Consider the following 23,089-nt stretch of genomic DNA (forward strand, 5'->3'; position numbering starts at 1 on the left):
CATGACCGAACCCGCCTCCGATCCCCAGCGCAGCGCGCGGCGCCTGCAATGGGCCCGTACCCAGCTCGACGATGCCAGCGCGGTGGTCGAGCGCGCTTCGGTCGATGCCGGCATGCGCAGCTACTGGCGCACCACCAGCACCCGTGGCAGCCACATCGTGATGGACGCCCCACCGGGGCTGGAAGATCCGCGGCCGTGGCTGCGCATGCGCGGCCTGCTGCACGACCACGGCCTGCGCGTGCCCGCGCTGTTGGCACAGGACCTGGAGGCCGGCTTCCTGCTGCTGGAAGATCTCGGCGGTCCGACCCTGGCCATGATCCTCGACGCGCGCAATGCCGATGAATGGTTTGGCCGCTCGATCGAACAGCTGCTGCGCCTGCAGGCGATTGCGGTGCCAGCCGACTTCGGCCAGTTCGGCGAGGCGCTGCTGCAACGCGATGCCGGGCTGTTCGACGAATGGTTCCTGCAGCGGCACCTGAACCTGGAACTGGACTGCGGTGAGCTCGAGGGGCTGCAGCTGGTGCATCGCCGGTTGATGGACAACGCGCTGGGCCAGGCCCAGCTGATGACCCACCGCGATTACATGCCGCGCAACCTGATGCCGGTCGACGACGGCCCCGCGGTGCTGGATTTCCAGGACCTGGTGCGTGGCCCGATCGCCTACGACGCGGTGAGCCTGTTCAAGGACGCCTTCCTGAGCTGGCCGCTGCAGCGCGTTGACGAGTGGCTGGCGCAGTACCACGAACGCGCGCGCGACGCCGGCCTGCCGGTGCCCGACCGCGCCACCTTCCTGCGCGATGCCGACTGGATGGGCATCCAGCGCCACGTGAAGATCCTCGGCCTGTTCTGCCGCCTGCGCTACCGCGACAACAAGGGCCATTACCTGGACGACGCACCGCGCTTCATCGGCTATCTGGATGAAGTGCTGCCACGCTATCGCGAGCTGGCCCCCCTGCAGCAGCTGCTGGAAAACCGCATCAAGCCGGCGCTGGCCGACCTCGGCGCACCAATGCGCGTGGCCCGATGAAGGCGCTGGTGTTTGCCGCCGGGCTCGGCGAGCGCATGCGCCCGCTGACCCTGCACACACCCAAGCCGCTGCTGGAAGTGGCCGGCAAGCCGTTGATCGTCTGGCACCTGGAACGCCTGGCGGCGCTCGGCGTGCGCGAGGTAGTGGTCAACACCGCGTGGCTGGCCGAGCAGTTCCCGGCGACGCTGGGTGATGGCAGCCAGTGGGGCCTGCGTCTGCATTTCCTTTACGAAGGGCAGACCCCGCTGGAAACCGGCGGCGGCATCCTCAACGCATTGCCGGTGCTGGGCGATGCTCCGTTCCTGGTGGTGAACGGCGATATCTGGACCGATTTCGATTTCGCCACGCTGCCGCGCGAGCCGCAGGGCCAGGCACACCTGGTGCTGGTCGACAATCCGGCGCAACACCCCAACGGTGACTACCGACTCGATGCGCAGGGCCTGCTGCACCACGACCACGCAGGGCCGTGCCTGACCTATGCCGGCATCGGCGTGTATCGCCCCTCCATCGTGGCCGACTGGCGCACGGTGATCGGCGATGCGCCGGGTAGCGAGCGTGTTCCGCCGAAGTTCTCGGTGGTGCCGCTGCAGAAGCGTTTCATGGCGCAGGGGTTGATGACGGGGCAGCACCATCGCGGGCGTTGGACCGATGTGGGTACCGTGGATCGCCTGCGCGCGCTGGATGTGGAGTTGGCAGCGAACGGCTGAGCCCCTCGTGGCTGGATGTTTTGAGAGCAGAAGCCTTGCTTGGCCGGGCGGGGTGGATTCGCGGGGGACGCCATGAACCCGTCCCTGGGGGCTTGGCCGCGGCATCCATGCCGCGGACACCCCCGCGAACCCACCCCGCCCGGCCTCTGACAGTTTCCGTGCGCGTCCAGCCACGTAAGAAAGAAAGAAGAGCAAAAGCGTGTCGCTTCGCTGCGCTTGCTCCAGTGACGACCAACGGTCGTCACCCACCACAAGCAAGACACGTGTCGACCAAGGTCGACACCCACCAACAGCAGTGCAGTACGCAGTCCCGGCAGACCGCGGGAAGCTGTCGAAGGCGGGGTGGGTCCGGTTGCGGGGGCGTGAGCCGCATGGATGCGGCGACCGAGCTTACATGGACGTACTTGCAGCGTCCCCCGCAACCGGACCCACCCCGCCATCCCACGGATAGCCCGCTTTTGACGTTGACGTTGCTTCGGCTTCGGCGGGTGCAGGGCGCAGCCCTGCAAACAAACCCCACCCTCAGTAACGAGGCCGGCCTTCTTCCAGCACCTGGCGCAGGAACGGCACGGTGATCCGCCGCTTCGCCGCCAGCGATTCGCGGTCCAGCCAGTCCAGCAGGGTGATCAATCCACCCAGCTCACGGCCGGTGTGCGACAGCAGCCATTCGATGGCCGCTTCGTCGATGGCCAGGCCGCGTCGCAGTGCACGCTCGCGCAGCACCGCAGCACGACCTTCCTCATCCAGCGGCTGCAGCAGCACGCGCACGCACTGGCCCAGGCGCGAACGCAGGTCCGGCAGCACCAGGCCCAGCTCGCCCGGCGCCTTCTGCGCCGTGTACAGCACGGTTACACCTGCAGCGCGCGCGCGGTTGTGGAAATCAAACAGCGCGATCTCGTCCTCGCGATTGCCGGCAACCTCGTCCAGCCCGTCCAGCGCCACCAGTTCGCGTGCGTCCAGCCCATCCAGCGCTGCACGGACGCGGCCTGCTGCGCTGGCCAGTGGCACGTACGTCGGCAGGCGCCCGGCCTGCTCGGCGCTGGAGCACATCGCCAGCGCCTGGTGGGTCTTGCCGGTTCCCGCCGCACCTTCCAGGTAGACCCAGTCGTGGCTGGCACCAACCGCGATCGCGCGCAGCTGCGCCAGCGCGCCGTCCGGCGCGCCGATGAAGGTCTCCAGGCGCTGGTCCCGCGGGTAATGCAGGGCCAGCGGCAGTTGCGGCACACCCATCACTTCAGGTCGGGGCCCTTGTCGTTCGGAACGATGATGTGGGGGGCGTCCACTACGCCATCAAGCACGATCGCCGGCTTCTCGCCCACGTACAGCTCGCTCTGGCGGTAGCGCTGATGCGCATAGCGCAGCAGCACGTTGGTCACCGCCGCCACCGGCAGCGCCAGCAGCATGCCGAGGAAGCCGAACAGCTGGCCGCCGGCCATCACCGCAAAGATCACTGCCACCGGGTGCAGGCCGATCTTGTCGCCGACGATACGCGGGGTCAGCACGTAGCTTTCCAGCAGCTGGCCCACGGTGAACACCACGCCCACCAGGATCAGCAGCTTCAGGTCGAAGCCCTGCGCCTGCACCAGTGCCGCGATCACCGCCATCAGCACGCCAGTGGTCGCGCCCAGGTATGGGATGAAGCTGATGAGGCCGGCAATCAGGCCGATCAGCAGGCCCAGCTTGAGGCCGACCAGCGACAGGCCGCCGGCATAGATCACGCCCAGCGCCAGCATCACCAGGAACTGTCCGCGGATGAACGCCCCCAGCACCTCGTTGGACTCGCGCGCCAACGCGCTGATGGTGCCGATGTGGTTGCGCGGAATCACCGACGCCACCCGCTCGACCAGCTTGTCCCAGTCGCGCAGGAAGTAGAACGCCAGGATCGGCAGCAGCAGGATGTTGACCACCCAGGTCACCATCGCAAAGCCCGAACGCGAGACGTAGCCCATGAATGTGGTGGCGAAGCCGCCGGCCTGCTGCCAGTGGCTGCGCACCCATTCGATCAGGCGGTCCGGATCCAGCCACTGCATCACTTCCAGGCCGGTCTTCTGCTCGAACCAGGGGATCCCCTTCTCCATCAGCCACGCCTGTGCCTGCGGCGCGACCGCAATCAGGGTGGTGATCTGGCGCTCGATCATCGGCACCAGCACCAGCAGCAGCGCCACGATCACCAGCACCATCGCAGCGAACACCAGCACCACGCCGGTCATGCGCGAACGGCCGGTGGCCTCGATGCGGTCCACCAGCGGATCGCCCAGCCACGCCAGCGCCAGCGCCAGCACGAACGGGGTCAGGATCGGTGCCAGCAGCCACACCACCCAGCCGACCAGGCCGGCAAACAGGATGTACTTCAGGCGGCGCAGGAACTGCGCGATTTCGGCTTCCGGGGTCAGGGTCATCGCAAACGGTACTCGTTGCTGACCGGCACGGCCACCGGGGCACCGGTGGTGTCATCGATCGGGGTCGGCAGGGCCGGCAGCGTCGCGCTGGGCACCAGCACGCCGTTGTCGCCCAGCATGCGGTTGAAGCCGGCCAGGCCGGTGGTCATCTCCAGGCTCAGCTCCAGCTGGCCGGCCGAGGCGTGCAGCGGGGTGACATTGCGCACCACCGGCACCTCGCGCAGCCCGGCGGCAAGGCGCAGGTAGTCGTCGGCACTGTTGATGCCGGTGACCACCACGCGGTAGGTCCCGGCCTGGCCGACGGCGGCACCCGCCTTGGCATAGCGCCTGACCAGCGCGTCGGCGGCGCCGTCGGCACCGGCGGCCATCGCGCGCATGGCGTTGGCGTCCTTGCTGGTCCACTTGTTCAGCTCACGGCCGTTGTCGACGAACACCCAGTCCGCCTGCCAGCCGCCGTTGGCGCGGTAGAGCTTGCCGATCAGCTGCATCGGCGGCGCGTAGCGCGACGAGGCGCGGGCCACGGCGGCACTGTCCTGGCGCCAGATGGCACCGGCCAGCGCCTGTTCGGCGGCACCGCCGCTGGGCAGGCCGAGCTTGTAACCCCGCTCGATGGCGCGGTTCAGCAGCGGGCGGGCGGCGTTGGCCTGCTGCACGCTGACCAGGCGCGGGCCACTGCCGTCGTCGACGGCCAACCACACCACCGGCTTCGGCCGCGGCTGCGGCCACAGCGGCAGACCCAGCGCCGAGACCAGCGAGTCAACGTCATCCTCGCGGAAGCGGGCCACCAGCAGGGTCCTGAAGCTCGGCGCGCCGCTGGCGCCCACGCTCTGGTCCTGCTTGTAGTCGTAGCTGGCCACGTAGTCCTTGGCGTTGCGCAGCGCCTGCACCACGCCGGGGCGGGACATCACGTTGCGGTCGCCCGACAGTTTGCCCAGCACCACGCTCAGGGCACGGGCCAGGGCGCCGTTGCGATCGGCTTCGGCCTGGCTGTTGACGGGCACTTCGGCCTCGTACGCACCCGAGGCGGTGGCAACATCTCCCTCGGTGCGCAGGCCGCTCTGGGCCATCGTGGCCACCGGCAGGCTCAGTGCAAGGAGCAGGGTCAGAATCAGGCTGCGGCGCATCAGGACATCCATTGGCTCGACGAATCCGGGGGAATTGTTGCCCGAATACGGCCTTTGCGCCAATGCGGCCTGTTAAAATCGCCCGTTCAACCCCTGCCAGCGCCGACGCCCGTGACCAACACCCCGTCTTCCGCCCCCTCCCCCCTCACCTACCGTGACGCGGGTGTCGACATCGACGCCGGCAACGCGCTGGTCGAGCGGATCAAGCCCCTGGTCAAGCGCAGCTTCCGCCCGGAAGTGATGGGCGGTCTGGGCGGCTTCGGCGCCCTGTTCGACCTGTCCAACAAGTACCGCGAGCCGGTGCTGGTGTCGGGTACCGACGGCGTGGGCACCAAGCTGAAGCTGGCCCATCAGCTGAACCGCCACGATACGATCGGCATCGACCTGGTCGCGATGTGCGTGAACGACGTGCTGGTACAGGGCGCCGAGCCGCTGTTCTTCCTGGACTACTTCGCCACCGGCAAGCTGGACGTCGATACCGCCGCGGCGGTGGTGGGCGGCATCGCCAACGGCTGCACCGAGGCCGGCTGCGCGCTGATCGGCGGTGAAACCGCTGAAATGCCCGACATGTACGCCCCGGGCGAGTACGATCTGGCCGGCTTCACGGTGGCTGCGGTCGAGAAGAGCGAGCTGAAGGACGGCGCCAGCGTGGCCGCCGGCGACGTGCTGATCGGCATCGCCTCGTCCGGCCCGCATTCCAACGGCTACTCGCTGGTGCGCCGCATCTACGACCGCGCCGGCCGCCCGGCCGATCTGGAACTGGAAGGTGGCGTGAAGCTGGTCGACGCGCTGATGGCACCGACCCGCCTGTACGTGAAGCCGATCCTGTCGCTGCTGAAGTCGCACGGCGATGCCATCCACGGCATGGCCCACATCACCGGTGGCGGCCTGACCGAGAACATCATCCGCGTGGTGCCCGATGGCCTCGGCCTGGACATCCAGGCCTCGTCCTGGACCCTGCCGCCAGTGTTCCAGTGGCTGCAGAAAGAAGGCGCGGTCGCCGACAGCGAGATGTGGCGCACCTTCAACTGCGGCATCGGCTTCGTGCTGATCGTGGCAGCGGAGCAGGTCGCTGCCGTGTCCGAGGCGGTCCAAGCCCAGGGCCTGGACCACTGGACCATCGGCCAGGTGGTCACCGCCGAAGGCGCCGAACGCGTCCGCATCGGCTGAACCCGACCCCGAGGAGCCCGCATGGACGCAACGCCCCCCCTGGCACCCACCCCGGTACCGCCGCCGTTGGCGGCCGTGCCGGTCTTCAGCAGGCAGGACGCTGACCACCTGCGCGCGCTGTCCATCGCGCACTACGTGTTCGGCGGCCTGATCGCGCTGCTCTCGCTGTTTTTCATTCTGTACATCGTGCTCGGCATCAGTGCGCTGAGCGGCCATCTGCCGATGAACTCCGGGGGCCAGCCCTCGTCGCCGGCCGAACAGCGCCTGTTCGGCTGGGTGTTCACGGTGCTGGGGACCGTGTTCGTCGCCGGTGGCCTGGGCATGGCCGCATTCGTCATCCAGGCCGGACGCTGCCTGGCCCAGCGTCGTCGCCACCTGCTGTGCCTGATCGTGGCCGGCCTGCTCTGCCTGTGCGCGCCGCTGGGCACCGTTCTGGGGGTATTCACCCTGGTTACGCTGCTGCGCCCGCAGGTCAAGGCCGCCTTCGATGCAAGGGGTGCAACGACATGACGACACCCGGCGCACCACCGCCGCTGCCGCAGCAGACCCTGGCGCAGCTGCAGCTGGCCAGCCACCTGCAGACGCTGAAGGTGCTGTTCTACGCGCTGGCTGCTTTCCACTGGATGGCCGCGCTGGCGTTCCTCGGTTTCATCGGCCTGGTCGCCAGCTCACGCGGGCTGGCCGATGGCGCGGTACTGGCCACGGTGTACGGGGTCATTTCGCTGTTGGCGGCCGCGCTTGGCGTCGTGCAGCTGCACACCGCACGCCTGCTGTCGCGCCGCACCGGGCTGGCCTGGTGCCAGCGCGCGGCCTGGCTGGCGGTACTGGCTGGCCCGCTGGGCATGGCCCTGACCGCCTATGCCTGGGTGTTTCTGTCCAAGCCTGACATGGCCGCACTGTTCGACCGTGGCGACCATCTCAGCGTCTGAGCTTGCCGGCAGACGCCCCCCTCCCCTGATCGACTCCCCATGTCCGCGCCTGCCCTCTCCACGACCGCCTCGCCTGCCGCTTCCCGTTTCACGGGCCCCAAGAAGCTGGCCTTCGCCGCCGTGCTGGCGGTGTTCGCGATCAGCTGGATCCACCCGCTGTGGCCCACCGAGCAGGCCCTGCACAGCACCCTGACCGTGATCGGGCTGGCCGCACTGCTATGGGTCGACCGCCGGGGTAGCTGGCTGGGCAACGGTGCCTTCATCGCGATCTGCGGCTTCATTGCACTGCACTGCGTGGCTGCGCGCTGGCTGTACTCGAACGTGCCCTACGACGCATGGGCGCAGGCGCTGACCGGCTGGTCGCCGAATGCGGCGTTTGGCTGGCAGCGTAATCATTTCGACCGGCTTATCCACTTCCTGTTCGGCGTCTGCTTCACGCCTGCGCTGCTGCAGCTGGCACGCCATGCCTGGCCGGCGCTGCGCCGCCGCCAGGCTTTCACCCTGGCGGTGATGGCAGTGATGTGCGCCAGCCTGGTCTACGAGTGGTTCGAGTGGGCCATCGCGCTGGCCCTGTCGCCGGACGCCGCCGAGGCCTACAACGGGCAGCAGGGCGACATGTGGGACGCCCATGCCGACATGCTGCTGGCGACCGTGGGCAGCCTGCTGAGCTGGCCGTTGATCCGCCGGAGTCCCGCGCAATGACCGCGCCCACCCGCATCGCGGTGCTCGCCTCTGGGCGCGGCAGCAACCTGCAGGCCATCCTCGATGCCATCGCGGCCGGGCGCCTGCCCGCCGAGGTCGTCGGCGTGTTCTCCGACCGCCCGGCCGCCGCCGCGCTGCAACGGGTCGGCGCCAGCCTGCGCTGGGCACATGCGCCGAAGGAATTCGACGACCGCGCCGCCTACGAGCAGGCCTTGGGCGATGCACTGGCCGCGGCCGCGCCGGACTGGATCGTCTGCGCCGGCTACATGCGCATTCTCGGCGCCGCCTTCGTGCAGCGCTTCAATGGCCGCCTGGTCAACATCCACCCCTCCCTGCTGCCACTGCACAAAGGGTTGGATACGCATGCGCGAGCTTTGGACGCCGGCGATGCCGAGCACGGGGCCAGCGTGCATCTGGTCGTTCCCGAACTGGATGCCGGCGCCGTCCTGGCCCAGGTACGGGTACCGGTGATGCCCGGCGATGACGCCGACAGCCTGGCCGCGCGCGTGCTGGCGGTGGAGCATCCCCTGCTGATCGCCACCCTCCAGCTGCTGTGCGCCGGCCGCCTGACTGAACGGGAGGGGCAGCCGCACCTGGACGGTCACCCCCTGTTTAGCCCACTGGCCCTAGATTCCGCCGGGAACCTGAACCGGTAACGCCCACGCACACGCCCCGCTGACTGCGGGGCTGGCATCCTGCCCCCCTCCTGCAGCTCCTGTCCTCCATGAAGACCACGACCCTGCTGTCCACTTCATTGCTGCTGTCGCTTGTCGTGCTTCCCGGCGTGGGTTGGGGCCAGGTGCAAGCGCCTGCGGCCCCTGCGCAGCCGGCGCCTGCAGTCCAACCGCCTGCGGAACCGGCCGTGCCGATGCCGCCGGCGCTGGCCTGGGAGCCGCCGCCGCTGCAGCCGTTCACCGCGACCTACCAGGCCTTCTACAAAGGCAAGGAGGCCGGCGACGCCAGCATGCAGGTCACCCACACCGGCGGCAACCAGTGGCGGGTGGACATGCAGGTGGTTGGCCGCCGCGGCTTTGCAAGCGTGCTGGGCCTGAACATCGAACAGAGCACGGTGTTCGAAGAGCGCAGCGGCGTCTATGCGCCGCTCAGCCAGAGCACGGTGCGCAAGGGCCTGTTCCTGGGCAAGAAGGCGGTCGGCACGTACAACTGGCAGGCCGGCACCGCGCAGTGGAGCGGCGACGTCAAGAAGGAACGTGCGCAACCGATCCCGCTGCAGCCGGGCGACCAGAGCGCGCTGCTGATCAATCTGGCGATCATGCGTGATGCCCGCCCGGGCGCCACCATGCATTACCGCTACGTGGACATGGGCAAGGTCCGCCAGCACGACTACCAGGCCGCGCCGCAGACCGAGAACGTCGAGGTCGGCGACCTGTCCTACAACGCGCTGCGGGTCTACCGGACCAACGGCGGCAACAACGAAACCATCCTCTGGATCGCCAACGGTGTCCCCACCCCGGTGCGCATCCTGCAACGCGAAGACGGCGAAGACCGCGTCGATCTACGCCTGATCGAGTACCAAGGAGTCTGAGCATGAGCACCCTGACCCGCCCCCTCACCTGGATCGCTGCAGCCGCACTGTCGGTGGCCAGCCTGCCGGCCATGGCCCTGCAGCCATTCAAGGCCGATTACCTGGCCAGCTACATGGGCATGCAGGCCAATGGCAGCATGACGCTGAGCAGCGAGGGAGCCAACAAGTGGCGCTACACGCTGCAGGTGAAGAACCAGCTGGCCGACCTGAGCCAGAGCACCGTGTTCGAAGAGGTGCGCGGCCAGCTGCGCCCGCTCAGCAGCCAGGACCGTTCGGCACTGCTGGTGAAGAAGCGCAATGTGCAGGCCAACTACAACTGGACCAGCAACCAGGCCACCTGGACCGGCGACATCAAGCCGGACCGTGCGGGCCCCATCGCGTTGAAGACGGGCGACATGGACGCGCTGCTGATCAACCTGGCAATCGCCCGCGACCTGGCCGCCGGCAAGCCGCTGACCTATCGCATGGTCGACGAAGGCCGCATCAAGAACATGACCTACCGCGTGGTCGGCAAGGAATCGATCACCGTGGGCGGCAAGAGCTACGAGGCCACCAAGGTCTCGCGTGCCGACGGCAACAAGGAGCTGATCGCGTGGATCGTGCCGGAATTCCCGGTGCCGGCGCGCATGCTGCAGCGTGAGAGCGGCCGCGATGCGCTGGACCTGACCATCAAGGCGATGAACTGAGCGCCCGGGGTCGGATCCCTTCCCAACGGGAAGGGCTCTGACCCCGACAGCGACCCGGCGCCTTCATCCACGCATGGCGTGGATCTACCGTAAAAAAACGCCCGCTTTCGCGGGCGTTGTTCTTACTTCTTTTGCTCGGCCGCGGCCGGCTTGAACTCGGTGCGGCAGTCCACGCGGATCTGCTCGCCGGTGCTGCGCCAGATGAAGGTGCGGCAATGGCGGTTGCCGTCCTGGCTGTCGTTCACCGCGACCGCGTAGAACGATTCGATGATCTCGTCACGCGAGACCGTGCCGTCGCCGTTCCAGTCCATGTCCTTCTGCTCGATGCCCTGGGTGATGGCGATGTTGGCGTACCAGGCATAGCCCAGCCACGCCAGCACGATCAGCACCAGGGCCAGCAGCGCCTTGCGGCGCGGGCTGAACTTGCCGCGCAGGATCATGGCACGCGCCGGATGGTGGCGCCGAGCGAAGACAGCTTCTCTTCGATGTTCTCGTAGCCACGATCAAGGTGATAGATGCGGTCGATGGTGGTCTCGCCGCTGGCCATCAGGCCGGCCAGGATCAGCGAGGCCGAGGCACGCAGGTCGGTGGCCATTACCGGCGCACCGCTCAGGGTCTCGCTGCCACGCACGATGGCGGTGTGGCCTTCGACCTGGATGTCCGCGCCCAGGCGCAGCAGTTCGTTGACGTGCATGAAACGGTTCTCGAAGATCGTTTCGTTGATCACGCCGACGCCGTCGGCCACGCAGTTGAGCGCCATGAACTGCGCCTGCATGTCGGTCGGGAATGCGGGGTACGGCGCGGTGGTCAGGTTGACCGCCTTCGGTCGCTTGCCCTGCATGTCCAGGGTGATGGTGTCTTCGGTGGTCTCGATCTTCGCGCCGGCCTCGACCAGCTTGGACAACACCGCGTCCATGGTGTTCGGGCGCGCACGGTTGACCGTGACCTTGCCGCCGGTCATCGCCGCAGCGACCAGGAAGGTACCAGTCTCGATGCGGTCGGGCAGCACTTCGTGGCGGCCGCCGGACAGGCGCTCGACGCCTTCAATGACCAGGCGGGCAGTGCCCAGGCCTTCGATCTTCGCGCCCAGCGCGATCAGGCAATGCGCCAGATCGGTCACTTCCGGTTCCATCGCGCAGTTGTCGAGGACGGTGGTGCCTTCGGCCAGCACCGCGCCCATCAGCACGTTCTCGGTGCCGGTGACGCTGACCATGTCGAAGGTGAAATGGCCGCCCTTCAGCCGCTTGGCAGTGGCCTTGATGAAGCCGTTCTCGACCACGATCTCGGCACCCAGCGCCTGCAGGCCCTTGATGTGCTGGTCGACCGGACGCGAACCGATCGCGCAGCCGCCGGGCAGCGACACTTCCGCCGCGCCGAAGCGGGCCAGCAGCGGGCCCAGCACCAGGATCGAGGCGCGCATGGTCTTGACCAGCTCGTACGGCGCAACGTGCTGGTTGACCGAACGCGGGTCGACCACGATCGCACTGCCACGCGACAGCGTGCCCTGGTCGATGGTGACCTTGGCACCCAGTTCGCCCAGCAGCTTGACCGTGGTGACCACGTCGTGCAGGTGCGGCACGTTGGTGATCTCCACCGGCTCATCGGCCAGCAGGGTCGCGCAGAGGATGGGGAGGACGGCGTTCTTGGCGCCGGAGATGCTCACTTCACCGTGCAGCGCAGCGCCGCCGGTCACAACGATCTTGGCCATGTATTCGGGATCTTCTGCGGTTCAGCCGGCTTCGGCCGGGGTCACGGTTTTCAGCGCCAGCGCGTGGATCGCGCCGCCCATCAGGTCGCCCAGCGTGGCATAGACCATGCGGTGGCGGGCCAGCGGCATCTTGCCGGCGAACGCCTCGCAGACCACGGTCGCTTCGAAATGCACGCCATCATCGCCCTGCACGTCGGCGCGGGCGCCAGGCAGGCCGGTTTCGATCAGATTGCGGATGGTGTCGGCGTCCAACGGGCTTTCCTAATAAAATGTGCCTCCATTCTACTTCCGCTGCGTGGCGTCCGCATGGCCGAATCCCTGTTGCCCCCCCGTTCCGTCGACCCTGCCGGCCTGGTCGCCAGTGGCCGCCGCGTGTTCGAGATCGAGCGGCAGGCGCTGGATGCCGTCGCCGACCGCCTTGGCGAGGCCTTCCAGCAGGCCTGCGAGGCGATCCTGGCCAGCCGCGGCCGGGTGGTCGCCACCGGCATGGGCAAATCCGGCCACATTGCCCGCAAGATCGCCGCCACCCTGGCCTCCACCGGCACACCGGCGTTCTACGTGCATCCCGGCGAAGCCGGCCACGGCGACCTGGGCATGATCACCGAAGCCGACGTGGTACTGGCCCTGTCCTATTCGGGCGAGTCCGATGAGGTGCTGATGCTGCTGCCTGTGCTCAAGCGCCAGGGCAACGTGCTGATTTCCATGACCGGCCGCCCGCAGTCGAGCCTGGCCACGGCCGCCAACATCCACCTGGATGTGAGCGTGCCGGCCGAGGCCTGCCCGCTGGCGCTGGCGCCGACCTCCAGCACCACCGCCTCGCTGGCGATGGGCGATGCGCTGGCCGTAGCCCTGCTTGATGCGCGCGGCTTCACCGCCGACGACTTCGCCCGCTCGCACCCGGCCGGCAGCCTCGGCCGTCGCCTGCTGCTGCACATCACCGATGTCATGCACACCGGCGAGGACCTGCCCAGCGTGGGCGCCGATGCCAGCCTCAGCGAGGCGCTGGTGGAAATGAGCCGCAAGCGCCTCGGCATGACCGCCGTGGTCGACGCCGATGGCGTGCTGATCGGCCTGTTCACCGACGGCGACCTGCGCCGGGCGCTGGACAGCGCGCTGGACGTGCGCACCGCGAAGATCGCCGATGTGATGACCCGCAACCCGCGCACCATCGGTGCCGACCAGCTGGCCGTAGAGGCCGCGCGGCAGATGGAGACCCAGAAAATCAACGGCCTGATCGTGGTCGATGGCCAGGGCCGTGCGGTCGGCGCCCTGAACATTCATGACCTGTTGCGGGCCCGGGTGGTTTAACCGACAGTCCGTAGACCCCATTCAGTCTGTAATGCCCCACCCGCCCCCACCGAGCCTGATCGCCTGATGCCCTGGTCCCCGCTGCCCGCGTTCCCCGCCCACCTGCATGCCGCTGCGGCCCGCGTCCGCCTGGCCTGCTTCGACGTGGACGGTACCCTCACCGACGGTCGGCTGTACTACGACAAGGACGGCAACGAGAGCAAGGCGTACTTCGTGCAGGACGGTCTGGGCCTGAAACTGCTGCAGCAGCACGGCATCCACCCCGTGCTGATCACCGCGCGCAACAGCCAGTCCGCGCTCAAGCGCGGCGCCGACCTCGGCATCGACACCCAGATCGCCGTGGGCGACAAGCTGGCCAGCGTGCAGACGCTGTGCGCACAGCATGGCATCGGCCTGGAGCAGGTGGCCTTCATGGGCGACGACCTGCCGGACCTGGCGCCGCTGGGCGCGGTCGGCCTGGCGGTGGCGCCAGCCAACGCCCACCCGTGGATCGCCGAGCGCGTGCACTGGCAGACCCGCGCCGATGGCGGACGTGGCGCCGCCCGTGAACTGTGCGACATCCTGCTGGCCGCCCAGGGCCATGTGGACGCGGTGCTGGCGAGGTTCGGCGCATGAACCTGCCCACCCTGAACTGGCGCACCGTGCTCGGCATCGGCCTGCTGCTGGCGGCCCTGCTCAGCAGCTGGGCGGCCCTGCGCAACCGTGACAAGGGCCCGGCCACTGCCGGCCAGGACGCCGGCGTGGACTACATCCTGCACGACTTCCAGATCGTCGCGCTGGATGAGCAGGGCAAGGAATCGACCACCCTGCGCGCACCGCGGCTGGAACGCCAGCGTGGCGACCAGACCATCAACATCGCCACCCCACTGTTCGAGATGCCGGACAAGGATGGCAAGCACTGGACCCTGCGCGCCGAGACCGGCTGGCTCAGCGCCAAGGGCGACGAAATGAAGCTGCGTGGCAATGTCGCTGGCGACAGCCCGGCCGATCCGGGCGTGGTGCCGACCACGTTCCGCACCGACCACCTGGACGTGTTCCCGAAGGAAAACCGTGCCCGCACCGATGCGCGGGTCACCATGACCCGCCCCGGCATGGAACAGTCCGGCGTCGGCTTCGAGGTGGATTCGAAGAACAACACGTATCATTTCCTCAGCCAGTCCAAGGGCCGTTACACGCCCCGACGCTGATTCCGCCACCCTCCTGCGACGTCCCCGGACCGGCGCAAGGAAGGCGGCCCACCCACCCGCCGCCGGTTTCCCGGACGGCCCCACCGGTAGAACGGACCCCGATGAAGATCCCCTTTGCAGCCGTACTCGCGCTCGGTCTCCTGGTTCCCAGCGCCGCCTTTGCCAAGTCCACCGATCGCAACGAGAACATGAACATCGAGTCCGGCGCCCAGTCGGGCGTGCTGACCGGCGATGGCAAGACCGTGCTCTCGCAGGGTGTGACCGTCACCCAGGGCACGCTGGACATCCGCGCGTCCGAAGCGGAGATCTACCTGAAGGACGGCGAGGCCGTGCGTGCGGTGTTCTCCGGCAAGCAGGCCACGATGAAGCAGCAGCTTGACGACGGCACCTGGATGGACGCGGTGGCTGATCGCATCGACTACGACATCAAGACCGAGATCATCACCCTGACCGGCAACTACAAGGTCACCAGCGCACGCGGCACCAATGCCGGCCAGCGCATGGTCTACAACACCCGCAGTGGCGAGATGAATTCCGGTGGCGATGGCAGCCGCGTGCGCACCGTCATTCCGCCGAAGAACAAGAACGCGGCGGCGCAACCGGCCGCCGCACCCAAGGCGGCGGCTCCGGCCAGTACGCCGGCCAGGCCGGCGGGGAGCAAGAAGTAATGCTCGTCGCCAAGGGCCTGCGCAAGCGCTACAAGCAGCGCGAAGTCGTCAAGGACTTCGGGCTGACCCTCGACGCCGGTGAAGTGGTCGGTTTGCTCGGCCCCAACGGTGCCGGCAAGACCACCTGCTTCTACATGATCGTCGGCCTGGTCGCCGCCGATGCAGGCAGCATCGTGCTCGACGGCAAGGACATCACCAGCGACCCGATGTACACCCGTGCCAAGCAGGGCGTGGGCTACCTGCCGCAGGAACCGTCGGTGTTCCGCAAGCTGACCGTGGCCGACAACCTCCGCCTGGTGCTTGAACTGCGCGAAGACCTGGATTCGGCCGGCCGCGAGCGCGAATTGAACAGCCTGCTCGACGAGCTGCAGCTGGGCCATGTCGCCGACCAGCTCGGTGCCAGCCTGTCCGGTGGCGAACGTCGTCGCTGCGAGATCGCCCGCGCACTGGCCGCGCAGCCGCGCCTGATCCTGCTCGACGAACCGTTTGCCGGTGTCGACCCGATCTCGGTGGGCGAAATCCAGCGCATCGTCACCCATCTCAAGCAGCGTGGCATCGGCGTGCTGATCACCGACCACAACGTGCGCGAGACCTTGGGAATCTGCGACCGCGCGTATATCCTCGCCGAGGGCACCGTGCTGGCCCAGGGCTCGCCGGAGGCGATCCTGGACAACGCTGACGTACGTCGCGTCTACCTTGGGGATTCCTTCAAGCTGTGACCGCAGGTGCTGGGTCCCTTTCCTTCCGTTCGGCACAGGCATGAAGACTCGGCTGCAGACATCGTTGGGACAGCAGCTGGTGCTCACCCCCCAGCTGCAGCAGGCGATCAAGCTGCTGCAGATGTCCACGACCGAGCTGGAGCTTGAAATCGCCCAGGCCGTGGAAAGCAATCCGCTGCTGGACTGGGCCGACAGCAACGACAGCAGTGCCGCCAATGAAGGCGGCGACAACACGGACGCCGACACGCCGGCCGAACGCGCCGACAATGGCGACGACTGGGCACCGGCCGAGCTCGACTGGAGCGCCGCTGGCAGTGGCGGCAGCTTCGACGATGACGACGACAACGGCAGCGCTGCCGAGCGCGTAGCCGAAACCGAAACACTGGCCGACCATCTGCTGTGGCAGCTGCACCTGTCGCATCTTTCCCTGCGTGACCGCAGCATCGGCGCTACGCTGATCGATGCGTTGGACGATGACGGGTACCTGCGCGAGCCGCTGGCCACCATCGCTGAAACCCTGTTGCCGGCGATCCACGCCGACGAGCACGAGATCCTCGCCGTGCTGCATCGCATCCAGCGCTTCGACCCGGTCGGCGTTGCCGCGCGCACGCTCGGCGAATGCCTGCAGCTGCAGCTGGATGTGTTGCCTGGTGACACCGCGGGCCTGGCGCTGGCGCGGCAGATTGCCGCAGGCCCGCTGGAACGGCTGCCACGCAGTGGCGTCGCCGGTCTGGCCCATGAACTGAAACAGCCGCTGGACGAGGTCGAGGCAGCGGTCGCCCTGCTGCGCTCGCTGGACCCGCGTCCAGGGACTCAGATCGCGCCGCTTTCGCAGGATACCTACGTGGTGCCCGACGTGGTGGTGTGGCGGCAGAACGGCATCTGGCGCGCGGCGCTGGCCGCCCATGCCGGGCCAAAGGTGGTGATCCACCGTGGCTACGAACAGCTGATCCGCCGCTGTGGCGAGGCCGACGCCGGCTACCTGCGTGGCCAGCTGCAGGAGGCGCGCTGGCTGCTGAAGGGCCTGCAGCAGCGCGGTGAAACCCTGCTGCGGGTGGTGCGCAGCCTGATCCACCAGCAGGCCGGTTTCCTCGAGTTCGGCGAACAGGCGCTGCGTCCGCTGACCCTGCGCGAGATCGCCGCCGAACTGGGCCTGCACGAGTCGACGGTGTCGCGCGCGATCGCCCGCAAGCATGTGCGCACGCCGCGCGGCACGCTGCCGCTGCGTGCCTTCTTTGCCTCGGGCATCGATACCGAAGGCGGTGGCGAGGCGTCCAGCACCGCCATCCAGGCGATGATCCGGCGCCTGATCGACGACGAAAACCCGCGCAAGCCGCTTTCTGACGCCAAGCTGGCTGACCTGCTCAAATCGTCGGGAATTCCAGTAGCGCGACGCACCGTGGCGAAGTATCGTGAAGCCATGAACATCTCCGCCTCGCACGAAAGGGTCAGAATCGCTTGACGCGCCGCCGCGCCCGGCGGAGAGGTTCATTGGCACATCCGAACACAGGAGAAACCCGATGCGCATCGAAACGTTTGGCAAAGACGTCGAAGTCACCCCGGCCCTGCAGTCCTATGTGGAGGAGAAGCTGGCCCGGATCGGAAAACACTTCGACCAGCACTGCGAAGCGCGGGTGACCCTCAAGCTGCAGAAGACCGAACACCACGTCGACGCCAGCCTCAACATCCCGGGGCAGACCCTGCACGCCGAGGCCGGCGGCCAGACCATGTATGCCGCGATCGACCTGCTTGCGGACAAGCTTGACCGCCTGGTCATCAAGCACAAGGAGAAAAAACAGCAGCACGCACCGCTGCCGGTGGGCGACAATGGTGGCTGATCGCCATCGTTCCCCGCAGACATGCCCCTGACTGACCTCCTGGCGGCCGTGCAGACCCAGCTCTGCACGGCCACCGACCGTGACAGCGTCCTGCAGGCCGCCGCCGGGTTGCTGGCCTGCCGCCAGGCCAATGCCGAACAGATCTATCTGAACCTGTGCCAGCGCGAAGCCCTGGGCAGCACCGCGATCGGCCACGGTATCGCCATCCCCCACGGCCGCGCGCCGACCCTGGACCGCCCCCGTGGCGCCCTGCTGCGTCTGGCGGCCCCGGTCGACTTCGGCGGCGATGAGCCGGTGGACCTGGTGTTCGCGATGGCCGTCCCCGCCCACTACACCCACCAGCACCTGATGCTGCTGTCCGAGCTGGCCGAGCTGTTTTCCGCGCCGGATATCCGCCAGGCCCTGCGTGCGGCCGGCGATGCCCGGGCCCTGCGCGAGGCGCTGGACATGACCCCACCTGCGAGCGCCGCATGAATACCAGCATCACCGCCCGTGAACTGTTCGAACAGCAGCGCGAGCGGCTGGGGCTGCGCTGGGCCGCCGGCAAATCCGGTGAGAAGCGCGAGCTGGAGGCCGGCAACACGGTCTCGCGGCGTCCCTCGCTGGCCGGCTACCTCAACGCCATCTATCCCAACAAGGTGCAGATCCTGGGCACCGAGGAACTGTCCTGGCTGGATGCGCTGGAACCGCGCCAGCGCTGGGAGACCATCGAAAAGATCATGCAGTCGCACCCGCTTGCGCTGGTGCTGACCCGCAACCAGGCCTGCCCCGAAGACCTGCGCGCCGCCGCCGATGAATCCGGCACGCCGCTGTGGTTGTCGCCCAAGCGCGGCCACGAACTGCTGAACCACCTGTCCTACCACCTGGCGCGCACGCTCGCGCCGAGGGTGATCCTGCACGGCGTGTTCATGGAGATCTATTCCATTGGCGTGCTGATCACCGGTGAGGCCGGGTCGGGCAAGAGCGAGCTGGCACTGGAACTGCTCAGCCGTGGTCACCGCCTGGTCGCCGACGACGCCCCCGAGTTCACCCAGATCGCCCCGGACGTGCTCGACGGCACCTGCCCCGAACTGCTGCAGGACCTGCTGGAAGTGCGCGGCCTGGGCGTGCTGAACGTGCGCGAGATGTTCGGCGACACGGCTGTAAAGAAGAACAAGTACCTTCGGCTGATCGTCCACCTGACCAAGCCGATGACCGAACCCACCCCGCATGGCTACGAGCGTCTGACCGGCGACTCGGGCACCCGCCATGTGCTGGACCTGGACGTTCCGCTGATCACCCTGCCGGTGATGCCCGGCCGCAACCTGGCCGTGCTGACCGAAGCCGCCACCCGCCTGCACATCCTGCGCACCAAGGGCATTGACCCGGCGGCCATGTTCATCGCCCGCCACAGCAACCTGCTGGAACGGCGAACACCCTGATCCTCCTGCCCCTCGAAGAGCCTGTCCATGAGCACCGCAATCCCCACCGCCCCGACCCTGATCATCGTCAGCGGCCTGTCCGGCTCGGGTAAATCCGTCGCCCTGAAGACCTTCGAGGACCAGGACTACTACTGCTCGGACAACCTGCCGATCCACCTGCTGCCGGACTTCGTGCGCAGCCTGCTGGCCAACCACGACGGCAGCGCACCGCGCCGCTTGGCCGTAGGCATCGATGTCCGCGGCCAGGCTGACCTGAGCCAGCTGGGCGACTGGCGGCAGCTGGCCACCGACGCCGGCGTGGAAGTGAAGGTACTGTTCTTCGAGGCCAGCGACGAAACGGTGCTCAAGCGCTACGCCGACACCCGTCGTCGCCATCCGCTGAGCCAGCTGGGCCTGTCGCTGCCCGAAGCGATCGCCCGCGAGCGCGAGCTGACCGCACCGTTGCGCCGCGAGGCCGATGCGGTGATCGATACCAGCACCCTCAACGTGCACCAGCTTCGGCGGCGGATCATCACCGAGTTCGCGATGGACCATGCCACTGGCCTGTCGCTGCTGTTCGAATCATTCGCCTACAAGCGCGGCGTACCGGCCGAGGCGGACTTCGTGTTCGATGCGCGGGTGCTGCCCAATCCACACTGGGACCCGGACCTGCGCGCGCTGAGCGGCCGCGAGCCGGGCGTGCGCGACTATCTGGAAGCGCAGCCCGACGTGCAGCGTTACCTGGCCCAGCTGATGGATTTCCTGGATACCTGGCTGCCGAAACTGGGGGATGGCACCCGCAGCTACGTGACCGTGGCGTTCGGCTGCACCGGCGGCAAGCACCGCTCGGTGTTCCTGGCCGAGCGCATGGCCCGGCACGCCCGCGAGATGGGCTGGCAGGACGTGGCCACCTACCACCGCGAACAGGATTGAGGGTGGTCGGCCGGGCTGCGCCCGGCACCCGTTGGTAGTGCCGGCCGCTGGCCGGCAACAGCAACAGCAACAGCAACAGCAACAGCAACAGCAACAGCAAAAGCAAAAGCGGCATTCCGTGGGATGGCGGGGCGGTGTGGGTAGCCAGGACACGCCGTGAACCCGTCCATGGGGGCTCGATGGCGCCATCCATGGCGCCAACGGTCCTGCCTACCCACACCGCCCCGCCTCTGACAGATTCCGTGCGCTGTTGGTAGGTGTCGACCTTGGTCGACACGGTAGATCCACGCCATGCGTGGATGAATCGCTGCCAGGCATCGAAAAACGCATGGGGTCGGATCCCTTTTCCAATGAAAAAGGTCCCCGACCCGAGCAACACTGAATACGGGACACAGTACCCCTCATCTGCTGCTATCGCCGATTCACCTTGACCTGTTAACGTGCAGTAATGACCTGTGGCATTCTCCTCGTAACACATCCCGGGGTCGGGACCGCCCTGCTTGACGTGGCGACCCGGCTCCTGCGGCAGTTGCCGCTGAAAACCGAAGCTTTCGAAGTACCGTTCGACGCAGACCTGGACGCCCTGCTCCCGCTCGCCTCGGCCGCTTTGCGGCGGGTCGATGGAGGTGACGGCGTGCTGATCCTGACCGACCTGTACGGCGCCAGCCCCGCCAACCTTGCCGGGCAGCTGGCCCGGCTGGGGACCCCGGTTCGCCGGGTATCGGCGCTGAGCCTGCCGATGTTGCTGCGGGTGATGAATTATCCGGAACAGGGACTGGATCAACTGCCTGCCACAGCCGCGGCGGGTACCCGTAATGGAGCGATAGTCGACGATGCTTGAACGAGAACTCACCGTCAGCAACCGCCTGGGCCTGCATGCCCGGGCCACCGCCAAGCTGGTGCAGACCCTGGCGCCGTTCCGCTGCAACGTGACCATGGCCGCCAAGGGCCGTGAGATCAACGCCAAGAGCATCATGGGCGTGATGCTGCTGGCCGCCGGCCAGGGCACCCCGGTCACCGTGCGCATCAACGGCGAGGACGAAGCCGCCGCGATGGAAGCGGTGGTCGGCCTGTTCGAACGCCGCTTCGACGAGGACAGCTGAGCGTGCCGCGCGCACGCGCCAGCCAGGTCCCTTCCGGCCAACGGCCGGTACAGCTGCTGGCCGGCCACGGCGCCGCGCGCGGAACGGCGATGGGCCGGGCACGCGTGCGGCTGCCGCATGCGCTGGAGGTTGCCGAGCAGCGCGTGGCCGCCCACCAGGTCGAGGCCGAACTGGCGCGCCTGCACCGGGCGCTGGATGCCGCGCGTACGGAAATGCACGAGCTGCGCCAGCGCCTGCATGGCGCCCTGAACCAGGAAGTGGGCGAGTTCCTCGACCTGCACGCGCTGCTGCTGGACGACCCCGAGCTGCTGTACGGCCTGGACGAGCTGATCCGCAGTGGCCCGTACAGCGCCGGCTATGCCTTGCGCCTGCAGCGCGACCGCCTGGCCAAGGTCTTCGATGGCATGGACGATGCCTATCTGAAGAGCCGCATGGACGATCTCGACCATGTGATCGGGCGCATCCACGCCTTCCTGCAACCCGAACGGCCGTCGGCAGTGAAAGGCCTGGCCGGCGAGATCCTGGTCTGTGACAACATCGCGCCCTCCGAGCTGGCGCAGCTGCAGGCACAGGGCGTAGTCGGCATCGTCACGGCCGCCGGCAGCGCGCTGTCGCACAGCGCGATCCTGGCGCGCAGCCTGCACCTGCCCCTGATCGTCAACGTGCCGCAGCTGCTCAGCCGCATCGCCGATGGCGATGTGCTGATCATCGATGGCGCCGACGGCAGCATCACCGTCAACCCGCAGGCCGACAACCTGCGGGACTACCGCGTCCGGCTGAAGGAACATGCGCGCGAGCAGCGCGAGCTCGGCCGCCTGCGCAGCAAGCCCAGCCGTACCCGCGACCAGGTCGACATTGCCCTGCTGGCCAATGCCGAATCGCTGGAAGACGTGACCCAGGCGCATGCACTGGGCGCGCAGGGGCTCGGCCTGTACCGCACCGAATTCCTGTTCCTGCAGCGCAATGAGCTGCCGGACGAAGAAGAGCAGTTCCAGACCTACCGCGATGCCGCGCTGGGCATGAGCGGGCGGCCGGTCACCATACGCACGCTGGACCTGGGCGCGGACAAGGCCGACCGTACCGGCCTGACCCTGAGCAACGAAGAGAACCCTGCACTCGGCCTGCGCGGGGTGCGCCTGTCGCTGGCACGGCCGAAAGTGGCCGACACCCAGCTGCGCGCGATCCTGCGCGCGTCTGCATACGGCAAACTGCGCGTACTGGTGCCGATGGTCAGCACCCGCGAGGAGCTGCTGGCCGTGCGCCGGCGCATGCTCAAACTGACCGAACAGCTGCGCGGCGAAGGGCACATGGTGTCCGACCACGTACCGCTGGGCGCGATGATCGAAGTCCCCGCCGCTGCGCTGGCGCTGGAGAGCTTCATCGACCTGGTCGATTTCCTGTCGATCGGCACCAACGATCTGGTGCAGTACCTGCTGGCTGCCGACCGCAACAACGAGGCGCTGGGCGAGTTGTATTCACCGTTGCACCCGGCCGTGCTGCGGCTGCTGCAGATGGTGATCGAGACCGGCGCGCGTCACCGCATCCCGGTGGCGGTCTGCGGCGAGATGGCCGGTGATGCCCGGATGACCCCGCTGCTGCTGGCGCTGGGCCTGAGCGAGTTCAGCCTGCACCCCGGTACGTTGCTGGAGGTACGCCGCGCGATACGCGAAGCCGACCTGTCCGTGCTGCGCGCGCGCGCGCCGAAGCTGCTGACCGCGCGCGACCGCCGCGCCATCGAACGCTGGCTGGCGCTGGTGGCGGAAACGGCCTGACACCACCCGCTCGCCGAGCATGCACGCCTGGGGTCAGATCCCTTTCCCGCGGGAAAAGGGATCTGACCCCGTCTCGTTGCCGCCGGGGTATCCGGTGAAACATCCCCTTGCGATAATGACGCGCTGAACACCCCTGTTGCCGCATCCTTGCCGGGATCGCGGC

General features: G+C 67.9%; 28 protein-coding genes. 22 read left to right on the forward strand and 6 right to left on the reverse strand.

The annotated features are described in order from the left end of the window. Nucleotide 1: 1 nt before the first annotated feature. Together ACM0PB_RS10490 and murU are read left to right on the forward strand one after the other, a co-directional pair. The gene (locus ACM0PB_RS10490; RefSeq protein WP_065196589.1) at nt 2-1,027 is read left to right on the forward strand and encodes an aminoglycoside phosphotransferase family protein; all 1,026 of its coding nucleotides are present in this window, start codon (nt 2-4) and stop codon (nt 1,025-1,027) included. Next, nucleotides 1,024-1,734: an N-acetylmuramate alpha-1-phosphate uridylyltransferase MurU gene (gene murU / locus ACM0PB_RS10495; protein WP_065185833.1), complete on the forward strand. Its 711-nt coding sequence runs from the start codon at nt 1,024-1,026 to the stop codon at nt 1,732-1,734. Before ACM0PB_RS10490 ends, murU begins: the two co-directional genes overlap by 4 nt. A gap of 522 nt (nt 1,735-2,256) precedes the next feature. On the opposite strand, the gene hda is transcribed toward murU, so the two are convergent. The 3 genes from hda to ACM0PB_RS10510 are packed head-to-tail and all read right to left on the reverse strand — an operon-like array spanning nt 2,257 to nt 5,269. Continuing rightward, a complete protein-coding gene (hda, locus tag ACM0PB_RS10500; RefSeq protein ID WP_053500213.1) occupies nt 2,257-2,964 on the reverse strand; it encodes a DnaA regulatory inactivator Hda in 708 nt (235 codons plus the stop codon). Further along, nucleotides 2,964-4,133, reverse strand: a complete 1,170-nt coding sequence (locus tag ACM0PB_RS10505) for an AI-2E family transporter (protein ID WP_053500214.1) — start codon at nt 4,131-4,133, stop codon at nt 2,964-2,966. Before ACM0PB_RS10505 ends, hda begins: the two co-directional genes overlap by 1 nt. Continuing rightward, a complete protein-coding gene (locus ACM0PB_RS10510; protein ID WP_072168183.1) occupies nt 4,130-5,269 on the reverse strand; it encodes a DUF2066 domain-containing protein in 1,140 nt (379 codons plus the stop codon). Before ACM0PB_RS10510 ends, ACM0PB_RS10505 begins: the two co-directional genes overlap by 4 nt. A gap of 99 nt (nt 5,270-5,368) precedes the next feature. On the opposite strand from ACM0PB_RS10510, the gene purM reads away from it, so the two are divergent. The 7 genes from purM (at nt 5,369) to ACM0PB_RS10545 (ending at nt 10,290) form a co-directional block, all read left to right on the forward strand. Continuing rightward, nucleotides 5,369-6,427 (forward strand): phosphoribosylformylglycinamidine cyclo-ligase, encoded by a 1,059-nt coding sequence (purM, locus tag ACM0PB_RS10515; protein WP_053500215.1) that lies wholly within the window; start codon nt 5,369-5,371, stop codon nt 6,425-6,427. A 21-nt stretch (nt 6,428-6,448) separates the two neighbouring features. Then, entirely contained in the window at nt 6,449-6,937 is a 489-nt protein-coding gene (locus ACM0PB_RS10520) for a hypothetical protein (protein WP_005415570.1), read from the forward strand. Beyond that, nucleotides 6,934-7,356 (forward strand): hypothetical protein, encoded by a 423-nt coding sequence (locus ACM0PB_RS10525; RefSeq protein ID WP_353088621.1) that lies wholly within the window; start codon nt 6,934-6,936, stop codon nt 7,354-7,356. Before ACM0PB_RS10520 ends, ACM0PB_RS10525 begins: the two co-directional genes overlap by 4 nt. A 39-nt stretch (nt 7,357-7,395) precedes the next feature. Continuing rightward, on the forward strand, nt 7,396-8,058 hold the full coding sequence (locus tag ACM0PB_RS10530; protein WP_279946232.1) for a DUF2238 domain-containing protein: 663 nt from the start codon (nt 7,396-7,398) through the stop codon (nt 8,056-8,058). Continuing rightward, nucleotides 8,055-8,714 carry a phosphoribosylglycinamide formyltransferase gene (purN, locus tag ACM0PB_RS10535; RefSeq protein WP_065185831.1) on the forward strand — a complete coding sequence of 220 codons (660 nt, stop codon included), beginning with the start codon at nt 8,055-8,057 and terminating at the stop codon, nt 8,712-8,714. Before ACM0PB_RS10530 ends, purN begins: the two co-directional genes overlap by 4 nt. 68 nt (nt 8,715-8,782) lie before the next feature. After that, nucleotides 8,783-9,604, forward strand: coding sequence for a DUF3108 domain-containing protein (locus tag ACM0PB_RS10540; protein ID WP_005415566.1), 822 nt, complete (start codon nt 8,783-8,785; stop codon nt 9,602-9,604). 2 nt (nt 9,605-9,606) lie between these two features. Continuing rightward, nucleotides 9,607-10,290, forward strand: a complete 684-nt coding sequence (locus ACM0PB_RS10545) for a DUF3108 domain-containing protein (RefSeq protein WP_065177940.1) — start codon at nt 9,607-9,609, stop codon at nt 10,288-10,290. A gap of 122 nt (nt 10,291-10,412) precedes the next feature. Here the strand turns inward: ACM0PB_RS10545 and ACM0PB_RS10550 are convergent, their stop codons facing one another. Genes ACM0PB_RS10550 through ACM0PB_RS10560 form a run of 3 tightly spaced genes read right to left on the reverse strand, consistent with a single transcriptional unit; the run spans nt 10,413 to nt 12,250 of the window. Beyond that, a complete protein-coding gene (locus tag ACM0PB_RS10550; protein ID WP_065185829.1) occupies nt 10,413-10,730 on the reverse strand; it encodes a hypothetical protein in 318 nt (105 codons plus the stop codon). Then, nucleotides 10,727-11,998, reverse strand: coding sequence for a UDP-N-acetylglucosamine 1-carboxyvinyltransferase (gene murA, locus ACM0PB_RS10555; RefSeq protein ID WP_065185828.1), 1,272 nt, complete (start codon nt 11,996-11,998; stop codon nt 10,727-10,729). Before murA ends, ACM0PB_RS10550 begins: the two co-directional genes overlap by 4 nt. A 21-nt stretch (nt 11,999-12,019) precedes the next feature. Beyond that, complete coding sequence (locus tag ACM0PB_RS10560) at nt 12,020-12,250, reverse strand: BolA family protein (RefSeq protein WP_005408396.1); 231 nt, start codon at nt 12,248-12,250, stop codon at nt 12,020-12,022. 54 nt (nt 12,251-12,304) lie between these two features. Between ACM0PB_RS10560 and ACM0PB_RS10565 the strand changes: the two genes are divergently transcribed. The 13 genes from ACM0PB_RS10565 to ptsP all read left to right on the forward strand — a co-directional run bounded on the left by ACM0PB_RS10565 (nt 12,305) and on the right by ptsP (nt 22,926). Next, entirely contained in the window at nt 12,305-13,306 is a 1,002-nt protein-coding gene (locus ACM0PB_RS10565) for a KpsF/GutQ family sugar-phosphate isomerase (RefSeq protein WP_065185827.1), read from the forward strand. Between the two features lie 66 nt (nt 13,307-13,372). Continuing rightward, on the forward strand, nt 13,373-13,921 hold the full coding sequence (locus ACM0PB_RS10570) for a KdsC family phosphatase (RefSeq protein WP_065177942.1): 549 nt from the start codon (nt 13,373-13,375) through the stop codon (nt 13,919-13,921). Beyond that, the gene (gene lptC / locus ACM0PB_RS10575; protein ID WP_005415560.1) at nt 13,918-14,493 is read left to right on the forward strand and encodes an LPS export ABC transporter periplasmic protein LptC; all 576 of its coding nucleotides are present in this window, start codon (nt 13,918-13,920) and stop codon (nt 14,491-14,493) included. Before ACM0PB_RS10570 ends, lptC begins: the two co-directional genes overlap by 4 nt. 101 nt (nt 14,494-14,594) lie before the next feature. Next, entirely contained in the window at nt 14,595-15,161 is a 567-nt protein-coding gene (lptA, locus tag ACM0PB_RS10580; protein ID WP_353088627.1) for a lipopolysaccharide transport periplasmic protein LptA, read from the forward strand. Then, nucleotides 15,161-15,880 (forward strand): LPS export ABC transporter ATP-binding protein, encoded by a 720-nt coding sequence (gene lptB / locus ACM0PB_RS10585; protein ID WP_005415558.1) that lies wholly within the window; start codon nt 15,161-15,163, stop codon nt 15,878-15,880. The genes lptA and lptB overlap by 1 nt, the downstream gene beginning before the upstream one ends. A gap of 40 nt (nt 15,881-15,920) precedes the next feature. Next, the gene (locus ACM0PB_RS10590) at nt 15,921-17,342 is read left to right on the forward strand and encodes an RNA polymerase factor sigma-54 (protein WP_414604481.1); all 1,422 of its coding nucleotides are present in this window, start codon (nt 15,921-15,923) and stop codon (nt 17,340-17,342) included. Between the two features lie 58 nt (nt 17,343-17,400). Continuing rightward, nucleotides 17,401-17,718, forward strand: a complete 318-nt coding sequence (gene hpf, locus ACM0PB_RS10595; protein ID WP_005415556.1) for a ribosome hibernation-promoting factor, HPF/YfiA family — start codon at nt 17,401-17,403, stop codon at nt 17,716-17,718. A gap of 21 nt (nt 17,719-17,739) precedes the next feature. Next, a complete protein-coding gene (locus tag ACM0PB_RS10600) occupies nt 17,740-18,192 on the forward strand; it encodes a PTS sugar transporter subunit IIA (protein WP_065185825.1) in 453 nt (150 codons plus the stop codon). Continuing rightward, complete coding sequence (gene hprK, locus ACM0PB_RS10605; RefSeq protein ID WP_005408388.1) at nt 18,189-19,139, forward strand: HPr(Ser) kinase/phosphatase; 951 nt, start codon at nt 18,189-18,191, stop codon at nt 19,137-19,139. Before ACM0PB_RS10600 ends, hprK begins: the two co-directional genes overlap by 4 nt. 27 nt (nt 19,140-19,166) lie before the next feature. Continuing rightward, nucleotides 19,167-20,051 carry an RNase adapter RapZ gene (gene rapZ / locus ACM0PB_RS10610; RefSeq protein ID WP_005415554.1) on the forward strand — a complete coding sequence of 295 codons (885 nt, stop codon included), beginning with the start codon at nt 19,167-19,169 and terminating at the stop codon, nt 20,049-20,051. Nucleotides 20,052-20,499: 448 nt separating this feature from the next. Continuing rightward, on the forward strand, nt 20,500-20,892 hold the full coding sequence (locus ACM0PB_RS10615; RefSeq protein WP_005408386.1) for a PTS sugar transporter subunit IIA: 393 nt from the start codon (nt 20,500-20,502) through the stop codon (nt 20,890-20,892). Next, nucleotides 20,885-21,154, forward strand: coding sequence for an HPr family phosphocarrier protein (locus ACM0PB_RS10620; RefSeq protein WP_005408385.1), 270 nt, complete (start codon nt 20,885-20,887; stop codon nt 21,152-21,154). Before ACM0PB_RS10615 ends, ACM0PB_RS10620 begins: the two co-directional genes overlap by 8 nt. Before the next feature lie 2 nt (nt 21,155-21,156). Next, nucleotides 21,157-22,926, forward strand: coding sequence for a phosphoenolpyruvate--protein phosphotransferase (gene ptsP / locus ACM0PB_RS10625; RefSeq protein WP_329845560.1), 1,770 nt, complete (start codon nt 21,157-21,159; stop codon nt 22,924-22,926). Nucleotides 22,927-23,089 lie beyond the last annotated feature (163 nt).

Origin of the sequence: Stenotrophomonas sp. AR029 (genome assembly GCF_047520695.2) — a bacterium.
In the GTDB taxonomy this organism is placed as follows: domain Bacteria; phylum Pseudomonadota; class Gammaproteobacteria; order Xanthomonadales; family Xanthomonadaceae; genus Stenotrophomonas; species Stenotrophomonas sepilia.